19 protein-coding genes and 2 pseudogenes are annotated in these 17,696 nt (G+C 66.9%); 9 read left to right on the plus strand and 12 right to left on the minus strand.

Annotated elements, in window-relative coordinates:
• Positions 1-229 precede the first annotated feature (229 nt).
• Both ACZ7LS_RS27600 and ACZ7LS_RS27605 read right to left on the minus strand, forming a co-directional pair.
• Positions 230-916, minus strand: a complete 687-nt coding sequence (locus tag ACZ7LS_RS27600) for an SDR family NAD(P)-dependent oxidoreductase (RefSeq protein ID WP_382523657.1) — start codon at positions 914-916, stop codon at positions 230-232.
• Between the two features lie 399 nt (positions 917-1,315).
• Positions 1,316-2,020: pseudogene (locus tag ACZ7LS_RS27605) on the minus strand (IS701 family transposase); the annotation flags it as partial.
• A 534-nt stretch (positions 2,021-2,554) separates the two neighbouring features.
• Here ACZ7LS_RS27605 and ACZ7LS_RS27610 point away from each other — a divergent pair.
• The 3 genes from ACZ7LS_RS27610 to ltrA all read left to right on the plus strand — a co-directional run bounded on the left by ACZ7LS_RS27610 (position 2,555) and on the right by ltrA (position 7,045).
• Positions 2,555-3,400, plus strand: coding sequence for a protein phosphatase 2C domain-containing protein (locus tag ACZ7LS_RS27610; RefSeq protein WP_385135729.1), 846 nt, complete (start codon positions 2,555-2,557; stop codon positions 3,398-3,400).
• Positions 3,397-4,224 carry a PIG-L deacetylase family protein gene (locus ACZ7LS_RS27615; protein ID WP_385135732.1) on the plus strand — a complete coding sequence of 276 codons (828 nt, stop codon included), beginning with the start codon at positions 3,397-3,399 and terminating at the stop codon, positions 4,222-4,224. The genes ACZ7LS_RS27610 and ACZ7LS_RS27615 overlap by 4 nt, the downstream gene beginning before the upstream one ends.
• Positions 4,225-5,314: 1,090 nt before the next feature.
• Positions 5,315-7,045 carry a group II intron reverse transcriptase/maturase gene (ltrA, locus tag ACZ7LS_RS27620; RefSeq protein WP_469449709.1) on the plus strand — a complete coding sequence of 577 codons (1,731 nt, stop codon included), beginning with the start codon at positions 5,315-5,317 and terminating at the stop codon, positions 7,043-7,045.
• Between the two features lie 212 nt (positions 7,046-7,257).
• On the opposite strand, the gene ACZ7LS_RS27625 is transcribed toward ltrA, so the two are convergent.
• The 6 genes from ACZ7LS_RS27625 to ACZ7LS_RS27650 all read right to left on the minus strand — a co-directional run bounded on the left by ACZ7LS_RS27625 (position 7,258) and on the right by ACZ7LS_RS27650 (position 10,558).
• Positions 7,258-7,686 carry a hypothetical protein gene (locus ACZ7LS_RS27625; protein WP_385135737.1) on the minus strand — a complete coding sequence of 143 codons (429 nt, stop codon included), beginning with the start codon at positions 7,684-7,686 and terminating at the stop codon, positions 7,258-7,260.
• A gap of 44 nt (positions 7,687-7,730) precedes the next feature.
• A complete protein-coding gene (locus ACZ7LS_RS27630; protein WP_385135739.1) occupies positions 7,731-8,456 on the minus strand; it encodes a hypothetical protein in 726 nt (241 codons plus the stop codon).
• 28 nt (positions 8,457-8,484) lie between these two features.
• The gene (locus tag ACZ7LS_RS27635; RefSeq protein WP_385135742.1) at positions 8,485-9,171 is read right to left on the minus strand and encodes a pentapeptide repeat-containing protein; all 687 of its coding nucleotides are present in this window, start codon (positions 9,169-9,171) and stop codon (positions 8,485-8,487) included.
• A gap of 74 nt (positions 9,172-9,245) precedes the next feature.
• The gene (gene amcA / locus ACZ7LS_RS27640; protein ID WP_385135744.1) at positions 9,246-9,437 is read right to left on the minus strand and encodes a multiple cyclophane-containing RiPP AmcA; all 192 of its coding nucleotides are present in this window, start codon (positions 9,435-9,437) and stop codon (positions 9,246-9,248) included.
• Complete coding sequence (locus ACZ7LS_RS27645) at positions 9,434-9,754, minus strand: radical SAM protein (protein ID WP_385135747.1); 321 nt, start codon at positions 9,752-9,754, stop codon at positions 9,434-9,436. Before ACZ7LS_RS27645 ends, amcA begins: the two co-directional genes overlap by 4 nt.
• Before the next feature lie 57 nt (positions 9,755-9,811).
• On the minus strand, positions 9,812-10,558 hold the full coding sequence (locus ACZ7LS_RS27650; protein WP_471065655.1) for a radical SAM protein: 747 nt from the start codon (positions 10,556-10,558) through the stop codon (positions 9,812-9,814).
• A 238-nt stretch (positions 10,559-10,796) separates the two neighbouring features.
• Between ACZ7LS_RS27650 and ACZ7LS_RS27655 the strand changes: the two genes are divergently transcribed.
• Positions 10,797-11,318, plus strand: a complete 522-nt coding sequence (locus ACZ7LS_RS27655; RefSeq protein WP_385135753.1) for an NUDIX hydrolase — start codon at positions 10,797-10,799, stop codon at positions 11,316-11,318.
• A gap of 5 nt (positions 11,319-11,323) precedes the next feature.
• Here ACZ7LS_RS27655 and ACZ7LS_RS27660 read toward each other — a convergent pair whose 3' ends face one another.
• Entirely contained in the window at positions 11,324-12,526 is a 1,203-nt protein-coding gene (locus ACZ7LS_RS27660; protein WP_385135755.1) for a hypothetical protein, read from the minus strand.
• Between the two features lie 327 nt (positions 12,527-12,853).
• Between ACZ7LS_RS27660 and ACZ7LS_RS27665 the strand changes: the two genes are divergently transcribed.
• A complete protein-coding gene (locus ACZ7LS_RS27665) occupies positions 12,854-13,021 on the plus strand; it encodes a hypothetical protein (RefSeq protein WP_385135757.1) in 168 nt (55 codons plus the stop codon).
• A 50-nt stretch (positions 13,022-13,071) separates the two neighbouring features.
• On the opposite strand, the gene ACZ7LS_RS27670 is transcribed toward ACZ7LS_RS27665, so the two are convergent.
• A complete protein-coding gene (locus ACZ7LS_RS27670; protein WP_385135759.1) occupies positions 13,072-13,221 on the minus strand; it encodes a hypothetical protein in 150 nt (49 codons plus the stop codon).
• Between ACZ7LS_RS27670 and ACZ7LS_RS27675 the strand changes: the two are divergent.
• From ACZ7LS_RS27675 to ACZ7LS_RS27690, 4 genes and pseudogenes are all read left to right on the plus strand, one after another.
• Positions 13,214-13,600 (plus strand): annotated as a pseudogene (locus tag ACZ7LS_RS27675) (site-specific integrase); the annotation flags it as partial. The gene ACZ7LS_RS27670 and the pseudogene ACZ7LS_RS27675 overlap by 8 nt on opposite strands.
• Before the next feature lie 144 nt (positions 13,601-13,744).
• Positions 13,745-15,004, plus strand: a complete 1,260-nt coding sequence (locus ACZ7LS_RS27680) for an esterase/lipase family protein (RefSeq protein WP_385135762.1) — start codon at positions 13,745-13,747, stop codon at positions 15,002-15,004.
• 89 nt (positions 15,005-15,093) lie between these two features.
• Positions 15,094-15,222: a hypothetical protein gene (locus ACZ7LS_RS27685; RefSeq protein ID WP_382523629.1), complete on the plus strand. Its 129-nt coding sequence runs from the start codon at positions 15,094-15,096 to the stop codon at positions 15,220-15,222.
• Between the two features lie 541 nt (positions 15,223-15,763).
• The gene (locus ACZ7LS_RS27690; protein WP_382523626.1) at positions 15,764-15,946 is read left to right on the plus strand and encodes a hypothetical protein; all 183 of its coding nucleotides are present in this window, start codon (positions 15,764-15,766) and stop codon (positions 15,944-15,946) included.
• Here ACZ7LS_RS27690 and ACZ7LS_RS27695 read toward each other — a convergent pair.
• Entirely contained in the window at positions 15,943-16,083 is a 141-nt protein-coding gene (locus tag ACZ7LS_RS27695) for a hypothetical protein (RefSeq protein WP_382523623.1), read from the minus strand. The two genes, ACZ7LS_RS27690 and ACZ7LS_RS27695, sit on opposite strands and share 4 nt — an antisense overlap.
• 210 nt (positions 16,084-16,293) lie before the next feature.
• A complete protein-coding gene (locus ACZ7LS_RS27700) occupies positions 16,294-17,622 on the minus strand; it encodes a class I SAM-dependent RNA methyltransferase (protein WP_385135766.1) in 1,329 nt (442 codons plus the stop codon).
• Between the last annotated feature and the right edge of the window lie 74 nt (positions 17,623-17,696).

A 17,696-nucleotide genomic window follows, 5' to 3' on the forward strand; every position in this document is an offset into this window, starting at 1 on the left:
CCAACCACGCAACTACCTGGCGTTCCTCGGCCTCGCCGCCGCACTCTGCTGCTACAAACGACTCATCAAACTCACCACATAGGACACTGCCTTAGTCAGATTCCGGACGAGTGCGGTGATGGACTGCAGCATCTGAGGACGATCCCAGATGCCGTGCGAGCCCTAAACTTGGCTGCGGAAACTGCAGTTCAGACCCAGAATCGTATTATTCGAGCGGGACACGGTCGTGTCAGGTGACGCGTAGTCCGCCGTCGACGAAGAGATCCTGGGCGTTGACGCCGGTGTTGCGGAGGAGGAAGTCGGTGGCGTCGGCGACTTCCTCCATGGTCACCAAGCGCCCGATGGGAGTACGCGGTACGTGCGGGTGGTCGGGCACGTCGCGCCACCTCGGGCTGTCGCCCACGACGCCGGGATGGAGCGCGTTCACACGATGAGGTGCGATCTCCAGTGCGAGGGTCTTCACCAGTCCGGTGACGGCAGAGTTGATGGCGGTCACGATGGTGGAGCCTGGGTAGGGGCGTTCTTTGGCCAGGCCGCCGAAGAGTACAACCGATGCCTCAGGGGTGAACCGGTCACGCAGAATTCGCACGGTCTCCGTGTACCCCACCAGCTTGATGGTCACAGCTTCCACGGCCTTGGCGATGTCAAAATCCGCGAGAGTGTTGAAACCTTCTGAGACGCCGGTGATCACCAAGTTGTCAACGTCCCGTACATCCGCGAGCGCTCCGTCGATGGTTTCCGGCCGCGATAGGTCAACGGCCAGACCCCGGACGCTGCCGGCGATTTCGGCGGCCACAGCATCGGCGCGCTCCTTGGCGCGACTGGTGACGATGACGCTGTCACCACGGTCGGCGAACCGCTGTGCCAGTACGCGCCCCAGAGCGCCGCTTCCTCCGACAATGATCGAGGTGGTCACGAGCCAGGGGTCCCTTCCGATGGAACACGCAGTCAGTCGGCGACCTTATACCGCCGGAGACGGACGGCGCGGGCACAGCCGGACTGGTCCACCCGGACGGCCGAGCACCTGTTGCGCCGATCGACCGCTCCACCCGAAGGTGCAGGCGGCCTTGCTACGCCGGGGCAGCCTGCACGGCGCGCTTCAGCATGCCGCCGCGCAGACAGACGACGCCGATGGACAGCGCGGCGGCGCAGATGTAAAGGACTTGCTGAGCATGACCTGCTGCAGTGCCTGGCTGGTCTCTCCGGTCATTTGTGCGTGCTTCAGAGCGGAGAGGTCACCCGCAGCGCCGGCGACGAGGACGGAAAGCCACCAGAAGGTGAGCAGGGGATGCCGCGATCATGCCGCGGCATCGGCCCCGATTAGGGACTTGATCTGCTGAGACTTCGGCACCGCCACGACATAGCCGACGTCGGGCTGTTCAAGCAGGCGGCGGAAGGACCAGTCCTGTCCCTAGGCTTCATCGGCGGTCACCCAAACGGCGGGCAGACCGACGGCCAGACAGCGTCGGACGATATTCCTGGCCAGCTCACCTTTGGTCGCGAAGGTGAGCTCGTCAGGGATCTTTGCCTCCCGGCACCGTTCTCGGTCCCTGATCCAGCACTTGGGCAGGCAGAGCTCGCGGTCGACCAGGGCCCGTCCACGGACGATGGCGTAGGCCGCGAAGTCACCGACCTGGCAGTTGTTGATCTTTCCGGAAGTCCCCGTGCACTGCCTCGACACCCCGGCCGACGTGGTGCCCTCCTTGATGTACCCGGTGTCATCGATGATCAGGACTCCGTCCGGCCCCAGCTGTTGGCCGACGTACCCCCTCAGATCGTCCGGGGCGGCATCGGCGTCCCAGCGGGCACCGTTGAGCGGATGCCGCAGCCCGGCAGGGTCACGATGTCCTGCGTACTCGGCCAGTTGCCAGCCGTTCTTACGGCCTACCGGCGCCAGCAGGCCACGGACATAGTCCCGCATCCGCCATCGCAGGTCCGCCCGCCTGAACTGGCCCGCCACCCGCGCGAAGACGCACTCCAACTCTGCAACCCAGCCCTCGACTTCAGCAAGCCTCTCCACGACCGGACAACAAGAACAACCAGCTCAGAACACGAATTCTCGCTGGAGTACTAACTAAGGCGGACCCTGCGGGGTCTGCTCTGAATTTCGTCGAAGTCAGCCGCCGCATTGACGTACGCCAGGGGCAGGTACAGGACAGCCCGTGTCATGGCCCGCCGCCTCTGGCGAGCGTCACTCAATCTTCTGCAACAGCGTTTGGCAGCGGATCCCTCCCGGGCTGAGCGGCAACCGGGATGCTCGGCGGATGCCACGTCAGGGCGGTCTGCCCGGGCGCCATCCGCCTTATCGGTGTTGCGTCGTGACAGTTTGTCACATCGAGTGCACTGGGGCCCGGGCGGATATACCGTTTACTTTGCGGCGCTCCAGAAGAATACTCGTCCCCGAGGTCAGGAATTCCCGTCGGTCGCGATTGGGGGACCAACTGGAAGCCAGACGATCATTTCTCGGGAGCGCCCGTAAATCAGCTACGCGATGTTTTTCCTGCGCCGTCTTTTCGACGCGGGAAGTGCCCCAAGAGGAAAGGAAGAAAAGGGAATGGACGAGACAGGCATGTTCGTGGCGACAGGTGAGCGCACCGGCGGAGGCCGGCCGTCCGAGGACCGCATCGTGCGCACTCCCCATGCGATCGCCGTACTCGACGGGGTATCCACTCTTGCCACCACGACCCCGCTCGGAGGCTGGTACGCCGACTGCCTCGGAATGGAGCTGGCAGCGGGCCTGACCCAGGCTCCGGATGCGGACCTGCGCGAGATCCTGGAGGGCGCCATCGGTGCGGTCACGGCGCGCCGCGGCCTGGTGCCGGGCGAGTCCCCCGCCGCCACCGTCGCCATCGCGCGCCTGCGCGACGACCAGGTGGAGGCGCTGGTGCCGGCCGGCACTCCCGTCGTCGCGATACAGCGTGACGGAAGCGTGGATGAGTTGCGCGACGACCGGCTCGCCGACCTGATCACGGTCCAGCCCCGGTACCGGGAGTACCAGCAACGGCTGAAGGACGGAGAGGGGTTCGGCTCCGGCGACCACCGGCGGCTGCTCCAGGAGCTGCGGGCCATCCAGATAGACCATGTCAACCGCCAGGTGCAGGGCGCCTACTGGGTGGCCGAGGCAGTCCCTGAGGCGGCGCACCATGCGACGGTGAGGTCTTGGCCGGCAGCCGACCTCACCAGCCTCCTGGTCATGACAGACGGGGTGAGCTGCGGTGTGGAGGAGTACGGACTGTTCTCCTCGTGGACCGCCATGGCTCAGGACTGCGACAAGAATGGCCCTCAGTCCGTCTGCGATGCCGTCCACGCTCATGAGGAGACTGATCCTGACGGCCGGCAGCATCCGCGGTACAAGGTTCATGACGACAAGGCTCTCGTGTGGGCGAGGTTCTCCAAGTGAGCGATGTCGGTGAGCTGCTGTTCAGCACGGGCACGACAGAGCTGTTCGGCGAGCTGGTCCGGGGCAAGGGCACGGTGCTCGTCCTGCACGCGCACCCTGATGACGAAGTCTTTGCCACTGGCGCGGCTACAGCATTCCTGGCCCGGCAGGGCTGCCGTGTCGTGCTGCGGGTCGCTACCAAAGGCGAGGCAGCCGAACTCGGGGCTGCCACGGTCCGGGAGGCACGTCGTCGACGATCTCGGCGGTTCAACCAGGCATGCCAGGCCATTGGCTTGGCGGACTGGGACCAGATCGCCCCGGGGCGATGGATCGACACCGGAGGGACACCGGCAGAGGACTCACTGACCAGCGCCTCGGTCGACGACCTGGCCGATGCCATCGCCCCGCACGTGAACAACCTCGCGCCCAAGGCGATACTGACCGTCGGCAGCGACGGCCTGACAGGGCACCCGGACCACATCCTCATGCACCAGGCCGTCACCCGGGCAGTGGGAGGGACCTTGCCGGTTTACGGCGCCAGCCTCGGGGCCGACGACGTCACAGCAGGACACCAGCAACTCGCAGCGGTGCTCCCGGGGATGCGGGTCGGATCGGATCGGATGACCGGCAGCGCCCGGACGGATCTGCTCACCCTCCATGCTCCCCCTTCCGCTGGCGCGGCACGGCGAGACGCACTGAGCTGCTATGGGCCAGGACTGGGAGGGCTACCGCTGGCGGACCTGGTTCGCATCTATCCCGGACGAGGAGACTCCCTCCTCCTGCGCGCCGTCCTGGATGCAATCGGTTCGAGCACCGAGCGGTACGAGCCGCTGCCCAACGCGTAGGGGCGCGAACGCCGGGGTGGTCGAAGATGCCTGGCCGGTGATCGAGGGGTAGGCGAAACACCGGATGATCCGGGAAAGAAACCTGCCAACACGGTGATGCCGAGCCGCAGCCGCCGCATTGGCTGCGGCCCGCTGCCCGCGAAGTCAGGTCCTGCCTGTGTCGCCACCGAGTCGGAGTTCAGCAACCGGATTCCCCCAGGTGATCGTCTTGGCGTCGGCATTCGACGCGACATCGAGCAATCGAGCAAGTGCACGGAGCTGATGGTCATGGCCGCGTGGCTGGGGCGCACCCTGCGGAGTCTGCTTTGCATTTCGTCGGAGTCAGCCGATGCATTTAACGGTAGAGTCGGATATTGGATCTCTCGGTTGCGACATGAGGTCGCTTGTGTTGAGTGAAGACGTCGAAGGAGGTTCGACTGAGGTCGAAGACGTAGTCCGGGCCGTATCCGTGGCCTGTCCCTACCCCGACATGCGTGGCTGGGTCCTGCTCAGCCGGGTGTGAAGCTCGGGGGAAAGCCCAAGAGTCTCCGTTCCGCCCGGGGGCCACAGGCGATGGGAAGGCTGGGCATGGGGTGAATACCAGTGAATCCTTGCTGATGCCTCGTAATTCCAACGCTTTGTGGCGGCATGTATCACAAGGTGACAGGGGCTTGTCGTTGAAGGCGACAGGTGGCGACCAAAGACAGAGTTTGGTCGTGTGGATACCACCGCCCTCGGGGTATAGAGGACACCCAATCCCAGCCGCACCTCACACATGCGGAACATGGAAACCCCGCTAGAGTCCGATACGAACGCAGTGCGCGAACGTAGCGGTAAGCCGATCGTAAGAGGGGCTTAATTCTCTGGCGGGACAGGATGCCCAAGAAGCTAACGCCGGCCGCCGAAAGGCAACACGAAACGCGGGACAGACATGACCGACTCTCTCCTGTCGGATGTTCCGTGAAAGTGGCCGGATACCCGACTCCGTGTCGGGGCGCGAAAGCGTGCTGACGTGTGGCAGGTGAGCCTTTGAAGACGAACTGCAGGAACTACCCGAACCGAAGGGCAAGTTAGACACCTTATGGTGAACGGACCTGAAGGCCCCTCGCAGTTGGAGCTGGACGCCGACGATTGGAATTGGATCGCCTGGCGCTCGGTCGAGCGAGAGGTAGAGCGGCTCCGGCAGCGAATATTCAAGGCGACTCAGGAAGGTGACTGGCCCAAGGTCAGGAACCTTCAGAAGCTGATGCTACGTTCCCAGTCCAACACGCTGCTCAGCGTGCGACAGGTGACGCAGCGAAATACTGGGCGCAAGACCGCAGGAGTGGATGGTGAGGTCGCACTGACCTCCGAAGCCAGGGCTAGTGTGGCGGTGCGCGTGCACCAGTCCATCACTTCCTGGAAACCTCGCGCGGTGAAGCGCGTGTACATTCCGAAAGGATCAAACCCCGCAAAGCTGAGACCTCTCGGCATTCCGGTACTCACGGACCGCTGCCACCAGGCGCGGGTTCGAAACGCACTGGAACCCGAGTGGGAGGCCCGGTTCGAACCCAGATCATATGGGTTCAGGCCGGGCCGTAGCTGCCAGGACGCAATTGGCGCCATCTACCTGACGTGCAAGGGCCCCCTGGCCAAACGCATCTGGGCGCTTGATGCGGACCTGGCAGCGGCGTTCGACCGGATCGACCATGCTCGCCTTCTACAGGCAATCGGCCACTTCCCTGCTAAAAGGATGGTCGCCGACTGGCTGAAGGCGGGAGTGTTCGAACCCGGTAAGGGGTTCACTCCCACCGAAGAGGGAACGCCCCAAGGCGGAGTAATTTCCCCTCTGCTGATGAACGTCGCACTGCACGGTCTAGAGGAAGCCGCTGGAGTCCGCTATGTCGTCAACGGCGCTCAAGCCGGTGACACAAAAAAGGACTCCCCGGTATTGGTCCGCTACGCCGACGATATGGTCGTGCTCTGTCACAGCCACGAACAGGCACACCGAGCCAAGGCGAAACTGGCGGAGTGGCTGGCACCCCGGGGGCTTGTCTTCAACGAGGACAAGACGCAAATCGTTCACCTGCGAGACGGGTTCGATTTCCTCGGGTTCAACGTCCGTCGCTACCGCCACAAACTGCTGATCAAACCGAGCAAAGCGGCTGTCGGGCGCCTCCGGAAACGACTCGCAGAGGAGATGCGCACTTTGCGCGGATCGAACGCGATGGCAGTCGTTGCCAAGCTCAACCCCATCATCAGGGGCTGGGCGGCCTATTACCGAGGCGTGGTGTCGTCCAAGATGTTCAGCTCCCTCGACAACTACCTGTGGAGGCTGCAATACAAATGGGCAACTTGGACTCACCCCCACAAGACGAAGAACTGGATCATCAATCAGTACTTCGGTAAACGCAACAAGTTCAGGAACGACCGGTGGGTGTTCGGTGCCCCTGGCACCCCTGCCTACGTCACGAAGTTCTCCCGGACTGACATCGTCCGGCACGCAATGGTCAAGGGGAAGGCATCGCCCGATGACCCCTCCCTGACTGACTACTGGGCAACTCGGCGCAAGAAGGTCAAGCCGCCGCTCGACAAGTACACGCTCCGCCTGCTCACCAAGCAGGAAGCGCGTTGTCCACTGTGCGGCGACCATCTGCTCTTCGCCGAACAACCCCCTGAGTCTCCTGAGCAATGGGAACGATGGTGGCTGCGGATCGCCCGCCAGGCGATCACGGCCGACTACCTCGTTCACCACGGGAGACCAGGATCGCGGTCAAACGATGATGGGACCCGACTCGTACACGCTTCCTGTCGCCGCGGATATCTCATCCGCCAACGCAGGGGCACAGCACAGCTCTCCTGAATCGCCCTGTGGGGCTTGCATGAGCCGTGTGCCGCGATGAGTGGCTCGCACGGTTCTGAGGGGGGAGCGGCGGGGTGACCCGCCGCTCCTACCCGGCAATGCCCGGAGGTTTGCCATAGTTCGTCCTTCCAGTCATCCATGCTTGCCGAGTGTCGGCAGTCCGCCCGAGACCGTTCGGACACTGCGTCCGCGCCGACTCGCCCGCTTGGCCATCAGCAGCTGACGGGCCATCGCGCTCCACTGCGCTGCCGGGCCTGGTTGCCCGCGATTCTCTGCTCCCGGCCTGCCGCGAGCATGGCAGCCCGGGTCTTCCCGTACAGCGGCTCCGCGATCGAGGACACGGCTCCGCTGATTCGGACTGCGCCTTCCCAACCTCGCTGGCAGAGCACCAGACGGTGGTCGGCACCGTCCTTCGTCAGGCACGCGGCGTACAGGCCGGCACGGCTGCCGCCGAGCGAGATCTTCCCGAGCTGTATCAGGAGTTCCGGAGAGCACGGCAGCAGGACTTGATCCGCCGTGGCGCCGCGTGTGGGCGACAGCGACACGAGGTCGAGACGCTCGCCGTCCCATCGAACCCACATGCCGAGCGTGGGCCAGGCGATGGCGGAGTCGAGCGCAGGGTGCGGCGCCTTCACGTCCATGCTCGGGTCTCCCGGTCCTTGAGCTCTGTCTCGTGCCTGATCGGTCATGACGCGTTCGGTCGCTGGCCGAGCCAGAAGGCGGCGACGGAGGGCTGGTCGATACCGGCGGTCGAGCCGTCGTGAGCAAGGAACTCGGTCGGAGCGATGTAGCCGTCCCCCGGATCGAGGCGGATGCGCAGGCAGCGCAACGGGTGTCCTGCGGCGACGTACCGGCGGATGTCCTCGGTGTGGGGGTGGTGCCGGTCCAGGTCGGCATGGAGCGTGCGGCAGATCTGCTGAATGTCGCGGTCGCCGATGAGTAGGTAGCGCGGGCCGGGGCCGAGATTGAGGCAGAGCCGTCGGCGGCCCTGGTGGCGTCGGGCGTACGGCAGCCGGTCGAAGTTGTCGACGTGCAGGCCGATGCGTCGGCCGGTGGTGGAGTCTTCCGTGGTGGTAGTCCAGTTGCCGGGGCTGGCGGCGCAGCCCAGGAGTTCGGTGGGCCAGCAGCCGTTGAGGGGGTCGAGGCGGGCGGCGGTTTCGAGCCGGCCGGACAGGTCGTGCGGGTCGAGCGGCGGCAGCGGTCGGCGTACGAGCTCGATGCGGATGCTGTCCGGCGTCGAGTCGTCGGCCTGGTGCCGCTCGGCCTCCTCGGCGGTGAGGGGCACCCAGTCGTCGCCGGGGACGATGGCGCCTTGGTCGTGGCCGGGCTCGCTGCCGGTCTGCCGGACCGGTGCGGTGTCGCACCGGCCGCGTATGTCGTCGTACGTGTCGAATACGAGTCGCGGGCCCATGGCCGTGCCTCCTGGGGCAGGTGCGGGGCTACTTGTCGTCGAGGTCTTCGCCGAAGGTGACGTCCAGCTCGGCGGCGAGGACCTCGGCGAGCTGGAGTGTCTGGGCGTGGCCGATGACGATCTGCTTGAGCGAGGCCAGGCCGCGGAGCTGGGAGAGGTCGTTGCCCCGGAGGTCGAGGCCGCGGTACTTCCCGCCGTCGAACTCGGTCAGCCGTAGATCGCAGTCGTCGATCAGGGCGGCGCCGAGGTCAGCGGCGGCGAGGGTGGTCTCGCGCAGAGAGCACTTGGAGAAGATCACGGGTCCGGTGGCCCGGACGCGGGTGAGGGTGCTGTAGTCGAGCTTGCAGTTCTCGAACAGGACGTTGTCGAGCGTGACGTCTTCGAGGGTGGCGCCCATGAGCTTGCAGTCGCGGAAGACGGCTCGGGAGAGCTTGCTGTCGGTCCACTGCAGGGAGGACAGGTCGCATCCGGTGAACTCCACGGAGTCGACGCGGAGCTTCTCCAGGCGGGTGCGCTGGGCCTTGAGGCCGGTGATCCGCCCGTCCATCAGGTGGGTGTCGGCCAGGTCGAGGTCCCGCAGGTCGGCGTCGGCGTAGTGGAACTCCGCAACCCGGCCACGGCCGCCCTCCAGCGAGGTGACATTGGAGAGGTAGAGGCCCGGCTCGTTCAGGGCGGGGAGCGTGACGCTCGTACGGCGGATCGTGCGGGTGTCCATCAACAGCCTTTCAGCGCGGTGGCTCGGTCGCCGGTGCTGCTGGCACGCCCCGGGCGTGCCAGCAGCGGCGCGGCCTACTTCTTCTTGTTCCAGTTGTCCCAGGTCGGGCGGTTGTCGAAGGGGGCTGGGTTCTTCGCCCAGTTGTCCCACGTGGGCCGGTTGTCCCACGCTGCTTCAACGACCACCGGGGTCGGGACGTCGTGCGTGGCTATCAACTCCATCACGAGGGTGGTGTCGGATGTGGCGAGTCGATCCAGGATCTTCATGCAACAGCCTCCTTGGTTGCGAGCGTGGACAGGGCCGTGACCAGGGCCTGCCGGAAGACCCGGCAGTAGTCGGTCTCGGTGGTCGTGAGGTCGCCGTTCTCGAAGTAGCGGTTGGCGGCCTGGGCGCCGCGGCAGAAGTCGAAGAACTCGCATTCGGCCTGGCAGCGGTCCAGGCCGGTGAGAAAGTCGCGGACGTAGCGCAGCCGGTGGGCATCACGGAGGATCTCGGGCAGGGGGCGGTCGAGGATGTTGCCAGCCACGAAGTCGCCGTACTCGGGCGCCGCCGCGTCCGCGAGTTCCGGGGAGAGCAGGACCACGTCGCCCTTCCAGGAAATGGTGGGGATCGAGTCGAGGCGGCGCCCGTCCCACTCAGCTCACCGGCCCGACCGGATCAGCTGGAGGTACTCGGCGAGGCGTTCGACTTCCCGGACCGCCGGGGCGCCAGGATGCTGGCGGGTCCAGGTGAGGATGCGGCGCCAGAACTCCTCGGCCTGGCCCGCGGTAGGCGGCTCCCGGTCGGTGTTGACCCCTTCGATCTCCTCGATGTTGAAGCCCACCGAATGGCCGCCCAGAGAGGTCAGGAACTCCAGCAGTTCCTCCGGCATCGCGATGCCCAGGGTGCCGACCACCGAGATGACGGAGAACGGGATGCCGTGCTCGCGCAGCTGCGCGATTCTGCGAAGGATGCGGTCGAAGGCGGGCTTGCCCCGAAGGTCGACGCGCTCGGCGTTCAACGCAGCCGGCCCGTCGACGCTCACCCCGACACGGACGTCATACCCGGGCAGCAGCTCGCACCACGTGTCGGTGATCAACGTTGCGTTGGTCTGCACGTAGTGGTGGATCCGGCCCGCGCGGCGCAATCCCTCGAACGGTGTCAGCAGGGCCCGGAAGTTCTGCTGTCCGACGGCGAGCGGCTCCCCGCCGTGCCAGACGATGCCGATCGGGTGGCCGCTGTCGTCGAGCTGGCCCACCGCCTGCGCCAGTGCCTCGGCCACATCCGGGGACATCTGGTGCTTGAGCTTGCGAAAGGGCAAGTAGCAGTACCGGCAGTTCAGATTGCACCAGGTCGTGGGCTGCACCACCACGGTCTGCGGGGCCGCAAACCGGCTGGTACCGGGCATGCCAGCGGGACGGGCGAGAGCGCATCGGGGTCCTCTCCTCGACGGACAGGGGCATCGCCGACCGCGAGCGGGAGCCGCAGGCCGGGGATACGACCACGATCCGCCTCGCCGTGACGTGTACGCGATGACATCGCGCTGTCATTGCCGATGACATGTCATCGGGGCGGCGCTGACGCTGCGCGAAGTCGCGTCACCTGGAAGGGAGTTCGAGTGATTTCCTGTGGGCTATCGTGGCGAGGTGCCTCGCTCGATTCTGATCCATGACGGCCAGACGTCTCGCGACATCGGTCTGGTGTACTGCTGCTCGGGCTACCTCGTCGAGCGTGGCAAAGTGCTGCTCGTTCACCACAACCGCTTCGACAAATGGGTTCCGCCGGGCGGTCATATCGAGCCTGGGGAGTCTTTCGCGGGCACGGCGGTGCGCGAGTTCAAGGAGGAGACGGGGCTGCTGGTGGAGGCGATCTCCAGTCAGCCGGCCATCCACCCGGCCGACCACAACGCCACCCCTGAACCAGTTCCGTTCTACGTGGACATCGAGCGCGAAGGCTTCCCGACGCCGGCGCTGGTCCAGTTCTTCTACGTCCAGCGGCAGCCGGGAACCCGGGAACAGGCCGTGGAAGCGCAGCTCGAAGAGGTGCACGGGGCTGCCTGGTTCGGCCTGGAGGATCTCGACACCCTCAAGACCTTCGACCAGGTCCGTTCCCTGGCGCGGTTCGCCCTGCTGAACTACCCGGTGGCCGGGGAGCGTGCCGCGTCGTAGGCGGCCTACCGCCCTGCGAGGCGGTACCCGCTGGCCCCGTCCACTGTGCTGGCCAGAAGTAGCCGGGCCGGGGCGCCGCCGAAGGCTGCAGAGACGACCTGGTTGAGGCGCTGAAGGTACTTGGGCACCGAGGACGGGGCGACGTAGAGCTTCGCCGCGATCCGCTCGGTCGACATTCCGGCCGCAGGAGCGTCGTACGCGACCTTCACCACGTCGAACAGGCGCTCCGACAGATCACACGCCACCCTTCCTTCGCTGTCGCGTGTCCCGAGGAGGACGGTCCGGCCAGGACCGAGGGCGACATGGACGATGACCATCTCGGCCGACGCCTTGTTTGCGTCCTCGGAGGCGGGGTCGGCAAGGTTCATTCGGGCCAGACGCTGCATCGCTTCCTCGTAGGCCGACACCGTGTAGTACGCGGCCCGGATGGTGGCGCGCTTGCCCGAGGCGCCCGGCTCGTTCCACAGTGCGGCCTCGGGGTCCCACAGGTCGTTCATCAGCTTCCACGCCTTGGCGAGGCGGGGATCGCGCGGGCTGGCGCCGGCCCGGATGGTGGCCTGGGTGCACAGCGCGTACGCCATGTGCTCCCAGGCCGTGCCCTGCACGTCCTTGTCGTCCTCGACGAACTCCTCCCACCGGTGGTGGTTGTGCAGCAGCCACTGGCCGGCCTCGGCGACCACGTCGGACAGCCGCTTCCGCTGCACCGGGCCGTGCACCCCGCCCGCCTCCCGCGGGCCGTCCCGGTAGGCGGGCTCGCCGCCGGGCCCGGTGCCCGAGCAGACGGTCGACAGCGCGAGCAGGCACAGCGCGGTCTTGCTCGGGCTCGGGTCGGTGTCGATGTAGGTACGCCACCCCCATGCCCCGCTGGGGCGCCGGTGGTAGAGCAGGCCGTGCACTCCGTGGTCGATCAGCGGTTCGACGCGCTCCAGGAGGCTGGTGGTCTCCACCCCGCCGGGTAAGAGGAGTCCGGGGCCGAAGTCGTGGAGGGCATCTCTGAGCTCGGCGAGCCGGTGCACCACCAGGGCGGTCTGGTGCAGCGAGGTGTCGTCGAGTCCGAGGACTTCTGGCCAGCCGTGGTCGACCTGATGGTCCTCCAGCCACCCGACGCACCAGGCCGCGGTCTCCGCGACGCCGTTGTGGTGGAAGAAGCGGGGGTGGGACAGCAGTCCGGCCAGGGCCGAAGGCGATGAACCGTGTGTGCTCGCCACGACCGCCTTTGGGGCGGGGCCGCGAGTGCTCCGGGATGGCGCCGGTGAGGAAGTCGAGCCCCTGGCGAACCGGCTGTCCGGCGATGCCGGCGGCCCGCAGAATCGGTAGGACCTCGCTGGTGTTGACGATCGACGAGACCGAGGTCAGGGTGAGGCCCCACCCGCCGTCGTACCCCTGGTTGTGCAGCAGGGTCCGGGCGGCCTCGCCCGCTCTGGTCTCGAACGCCGCGAGCCCGACGTGCGCACTCTTCATGATTCGCCTCCGCCGCCGAACGACCGGACCGCCGGTCGGACCGTACCCAACTCAGCTGCGAGACCCTGCTCCACGTGTATCTGACCCCGCACGATCAGGACCGCGAGCTGGCGGCGCTCGTCGCCCGGGGACGGGCGGTCTTGCGGGAGTTTCCGATCACCTGTGTGGAGGACCGCTGGCTTCACATCACCGTCGTTATCAATAGGTCGAGCGAGAAAACCCAGGTGAAGCACGTCACATGATCTCTGGCATGTTAGGCACATAGCCGGGTGACGGAAGCTGCCGATCGCCGTCAGAGCGGGGCCAGCCGAGCGACGTCGAAGTGCGCTCGCGTGAGCAGATCGTGAAGCTCAAGGAACTCCGCCAGGCAGAGAAGCCCGAACGGGCACAACTCGAAGCTGACGTCGAGGCGCTCGTCCGCGCCGTCAAAACCAGCAGGCACCGCCCGGCGGCTGCCCCGCCTACTCAAGGGCCGTATGCGCGGGCCAATGTTCGTCACCCACCGCAGGCCGGGCCCCGGGAAGGTCCTCGCGCCGCGTGACGTGTGCCCGGACACCGGGCTGGTCCGGCTGTCGTACGGGCAGGCCCGCATGCTGCTGGACGAGCACACCGCCCACGCCGGGCCGGGCAGCGGCTGGGACCTCCACGAGTGGCGGCACTCCGGGCTCACGCACCTCGGCGAGGTGGGGGCGAGCCTGCTGATGCTGATGGCGAAGTCTCGGCACAAGAAGCCCGAGAACGTACGGCGCTCCTTCCATCCTTCGGCGGAGGCGATCGCCGAGGTTACCAGTCTGCTCGCGCCGGCTGGCAGCAGGCGGTAGGCCGGGCAACCCACTGAACACCCTGGGTATTCATGCGTTCACAGTCTGTGATCATGGTGCTGGCTGGTCGCGCTTACGCGCAATGACGTCGTGACCGACCGGCCATTTCGTGAACCCGTGAACTGCGCAAGGAGCCAACTGATCATGTCCGCACCCGTCGTTGACGTCTGGGGCCCGGTCGCCCCCGGAGCCCGTTCCTCGTTTCCCCCCGCTCCGGAGCCGCATGACGAATGGGCCCTCGCCGGCGGAGCGGCCTGGGTCTACTACAGCCCGCTCAACCGCCGGCAGCTCATCCGGCCCGTCATCCTCTCCGACGGCTTCTCCAGCGGGTCCAGCAACCTCGACCAGCTCTGGCACGGCCTTGAGGAGAACGGCGACTACCGCTTCATCTCCGAACTCCACGCGACCGGCCGGGACGTGATCATCCTCGGGTACCACGACCGGACGGCCTCGATCACGGACAACGCGGACACCGCCATCGAGTGCATCCGCCGGGCCACCGCCGAACGGGTGGGCAACGCGAGGCTGACCGTGGGCGGATTCAGCATGGGCGGACTGGTCACCCGCTACGCCCTGGCGAGGATGGAGCAGGACCCCACGCTCGCCGACCACGAGACGTCCCTCTACTTCTCCTACGACACCCCCCACCAGGGTGCGTGGTTCCCCATCGCGCTCCAGGCGTTCACGCACTTCGCGACGGACAACTGGGGGGACACCCCCGCCATCGGCCCCGTCCTGCGCCAGTTCTCCGGGCTGCTCAACAGCCCCGCCGCCAAGCAGATGGCGCGGTGGCACATCGAGAAGGCCGACGCCACCCCGGAGGAGGCATCGGAGCGGACCGCGTTCATGAGGGCGCTCGACGAGGTCGGGGGATGGCCGCGGAACCTGCGCAAGATCGGTGTCGCCAACGGTGTGGACACCGGTAGCGGCAACGGCATCAAGGCCGGCGCGACCGCGGTGAAGTGCGGCGGTGACACGCTGACCGACACGTGGCTCAAGACCCAGGCGCAGGGCGAGGCGGAAGTCGCCCGCTTGCAGCAGACCGGTGCCGGGCCCGTATCGGTCCGTACCAGCGGGCTGCCCGACATCGACGGTGCTCCCGGGGGCCTGTTCAGCGTTCCGTCCTCCGAGGGCGACACCGGGAGCTTCGGCCTGGCCGGCCTGCTCATGGGCCTTCTCGGCAACACCGTGGACCCGGACGTCATCACCACGTCCTGTTTCATCCCCACCGTCAGCGCCGTCGGCGCGGGTGACATCGACGACCGGAAGGCCCTCTACCAGCCGATCACCCCGGACAGCAGCGCACTCGACTCCTTCGCGTGCGCCGGCCGCAACGAAGGGCACACCGCCATGACCGAAGAACTCGGCTCGTGGCTCGTGAACGAGATCACCGCTACCGGGTGACCCTTCGGGGTGGGCGGGGCCGCCTCGATGGCCCTGCCCACCCCAGGGGCTGGGGCCTCCACGAATACTGCCCTTCCGGGCTCGCGCACGTGGGTGAGCAGGGTGCGTCGCTGCTGATGCTGATGGCCAAGTCCCGGCACCGGAAGGCGGACACGCGCCGTTGCTTCAAGCCGTCTGCCGAGGCGATCGCCGATCTGACGAGCCTGCTCGCGCCCTGAGATACCCGACGCCGACCAGGCGTACGGGGACAGCGGGGAGAGCGCCCGCCAGCCCCCACCGGTGAGTTGGACAATCGGCGAGGACCAACCCGGCTGAGCGGACCGGCCTTTCCCACCGGTGATCCGCGTGGCTTCTACCTGACCGCCTCTGCGCGGGCCAACCTCACACGAACGAGGTTATTTTGGCTGATCAGGGCAGTTATGCAGGGATGTTGCCCATAGCGTAAGTGCTGGCGTGGCAGCAGCCGTCCAGTGCTGTTGCGATCACCGCTACCTGAACGAGCACGCTTTCAGTCGAACGAGCCGCGGTCCGTGACGGACGTGGCCAAGAAGGGCAACACCATGCGCACGCGAATCCTGGCCCTCGTTGCAGCAGTGGCGTCGGTGCCGCTTCTGACCGTTTCCGCTTCGGCGGCCCCGGAACGCGTCGTACGCCCGTGCCGCCGCCAAGGTAGGCGCGGACGGAACGCTCCTGGCGACCAAGAACGTCGCGTCGGCCGAGCGGCTCAACGGACGCCCGGCGGGCTACTACTGCGTGGCGGTGTCCGACCCCACCATCAACCTGGCCAACGCGGCGGTGGTTGCCACGGTCAACAACAACCGGTCCATGATCACCGCCATTCCGAACAGCAACTGCAACGGCAAGAGCCGCACCATCACGATCGTGACGTCCAACTACAACAACGACGCGGCTGACGTTCCGTTCACCGTCGCTGTTCTCTAGTCAGACGCTCCGAGAACCACCCGGATCGCTACCTGGAACAGGCCGGGCGCCTCGTCGATGGCCTTCGCCTCCGGGTGGCGCATCACCGTGGTGAGCGTCGCGGTGAGTTTGGGCTGTTCCCGAAGAGGGGGCCCCACCAGCAGGACTCAGCAGGACTCAGCAGGTCGACGCTCAGCGTCGCGCTCTCTCCAAGCCTCATCGATATACGCCACCCCTGACCTGCTCGACAGATCTCCTGACACCCCATCAGAACGAGCGTCAAATGAGCGTCCCGAGCGTCATTTCAGCGTCAAGATATCGCCCGTAACGCCCACACCGCACAGAATGCGCACCAGCAAAACCGCAGGTCAGGCACCCTTTTCCGCGCGCTCAAGGATCGCCACGCACTCCACGTGGTGCGTCATCGGGAAGAGGTCGAAAGCCCGCAGCGTGCGCGGGCGGTAGCCGCCCTCCCGGAAGTACGCCAGGTCGCGGGCGAGCGCGGCCGGGTCGCAGGCTACGTAGGCGATGCGGCGGGCGCCCAGGCCCGTGAGGTGTTTGACCGTCTGCTTGCCCGCGCCCGCTCGGGGCGGGTCCAGGACGATGAGGTCCGTCTCGGTGATTCTGGTGCGCGGCAGCAGCTGGTCGACCTTGCCCTGTTCGATCCGGACCCGGGGCATGTCCTGGAGGTTGTGCCTGGCGTCCTCGACCGCGCGCTTGCCGGATTCGATGCCCAGTACCGCGCCGGTCTCCCCGACGCGCTCCGCGATCGCCCCGGCGAACAGGCCCACTCCGCAGTACAGATCGAGCGCGGTCTCGCCCTTCCTCGGCATCAGGCCCTGCATCACGGCCTCCACCAGCAGCTGCGGCGCCTGCGGGTGCACCTGCCAGAAGCCGCCCATGCCGACGCGGTACGTACGGCCGTCGGCGCGCTCGCGGACGAAGGCGCGGCCGTGGACGCGGTGCACTCCCCCGTCGCGTTCGTCGACCCGTAGCACGGACACCGGCTTGTCCAGCTCCACCAGTGGCAGCCGGCCGCCCTCGCGCGGGGTGAGGATGACCTGCCGGTCGCCGGAGCCCGAAGCGGCGATCGCCTCGACCGTGACGATCTGCGGCCACTCGCGCCGCTCGACGCCCAGCTCGCTGACGCCTTCCGCGGCGATCATGCAGTGCTCGACCGGCTCGACCTCGTGCGACCGGTGCTTCCGCAGTCCCGCGCGTCCGTCCTCGTCGACCGCGTACTGCACGCGTGAGCGCCAGGCCGGAACCTCGCCCGCGGGCAGCTTGTCGCCGGGGGCGGGCATGACCGTACCGTCCCAGCCCGCCTCCTCCGGAGTGAGGCCCGCGAGCCGCTGGAGCTGTTCGGCGATGACCTCGCCCTTGAAGCGGCGTTGCGCGCCCGGCTTGGCGTGCTGCCAGTCGCAGCCGCCGCACCTGCCGGGGCCGGCGTACGGGCACGGAGCCTCGACCCGGTCCTTCGACGGCTCGATGATCTTCACCGCGTCGGCGCGGAGATAGCGGGAGTCCTCCTCGCCCTCCGTCACGCGCGCGACGATCTTCTCGCCCGGCAGTGCGTGACGTACGAAGAGCACACGGCCCTCGGCGGTACGGGCGATGCAGTGGCCGCCGTGGGCGACGGGGCCCACCTCGACCTCGTACTCCTCCCCGATCAGCGAAGCCTGCGGTTCTGTTGACATGGGAGGTGGCTCCAAAAGATCAGAGGTAGGAAAAGATCAGCGGTAGGAAGGGGGAGCGGGAAGGGAGACGAGGA

This window comes from Streptomyces sp. NPDC039430 (assembly GCF_055639435.1).

Coding starts and splice junctions, on each gene's coding strand:
- ACZ7LS_RS27610 (WP_385135729.1), top strand. CDS start 2,555: ATGGACGAGACAGGCATGTTCGTGGCGACAGGTGAGCGCACCGGCGGA.
- ACZ7LS_RS27625 (WP_385135737.1), bottom strand. CDS start 7,686: ATGGACGTGAAGGCGCCGCACCCTGCGCTCGACTCCGCCATCGCCTGG.
- ACZ7LS_RS27630 (WP_385135739.1), bottom strand. CDS start 8,456: ATGGGCCCGCGACTCGTATTCGACACGTACGACGACATACGCGGCCGG.
- ACZ7LS_RS27635 (WP_385135742.1), bottom strand. CDS start 9,171: ATGGACACCCGCACGATCCGCCGTACGAGCGTCACGCTCCCCGCCCTG.
- amcA (WP_385135744.1), bottom strand. CDS start 9,437: ATGAAGATCCTGGATCGACTCGCCACATCCGACACCACCCTCGTGATG.
- ACZ7LS_RS27650 (WP_471065655.1), bottom strand. CDS start 10,558: ATGCCCGGTACCAGCCGGTTTGCGGCCCCGCAGACCGTGGTGGTGCAG.
- ACZ7LS_RS27680 (WP_385135762.1), top strand. CDS start 13,745: ATGTCCGCACCCGTCGTTGACGTCTGGGGCCCGGTCGCCCCCGGAGCC.
- ACZ7LS_RS27700 (WP_385135766.1), bottom strand. CDS start 17,622: ATGTCAACAGAACCGCAGGCTTCGCTGATCGGGGAGGAGTACGAGGTC.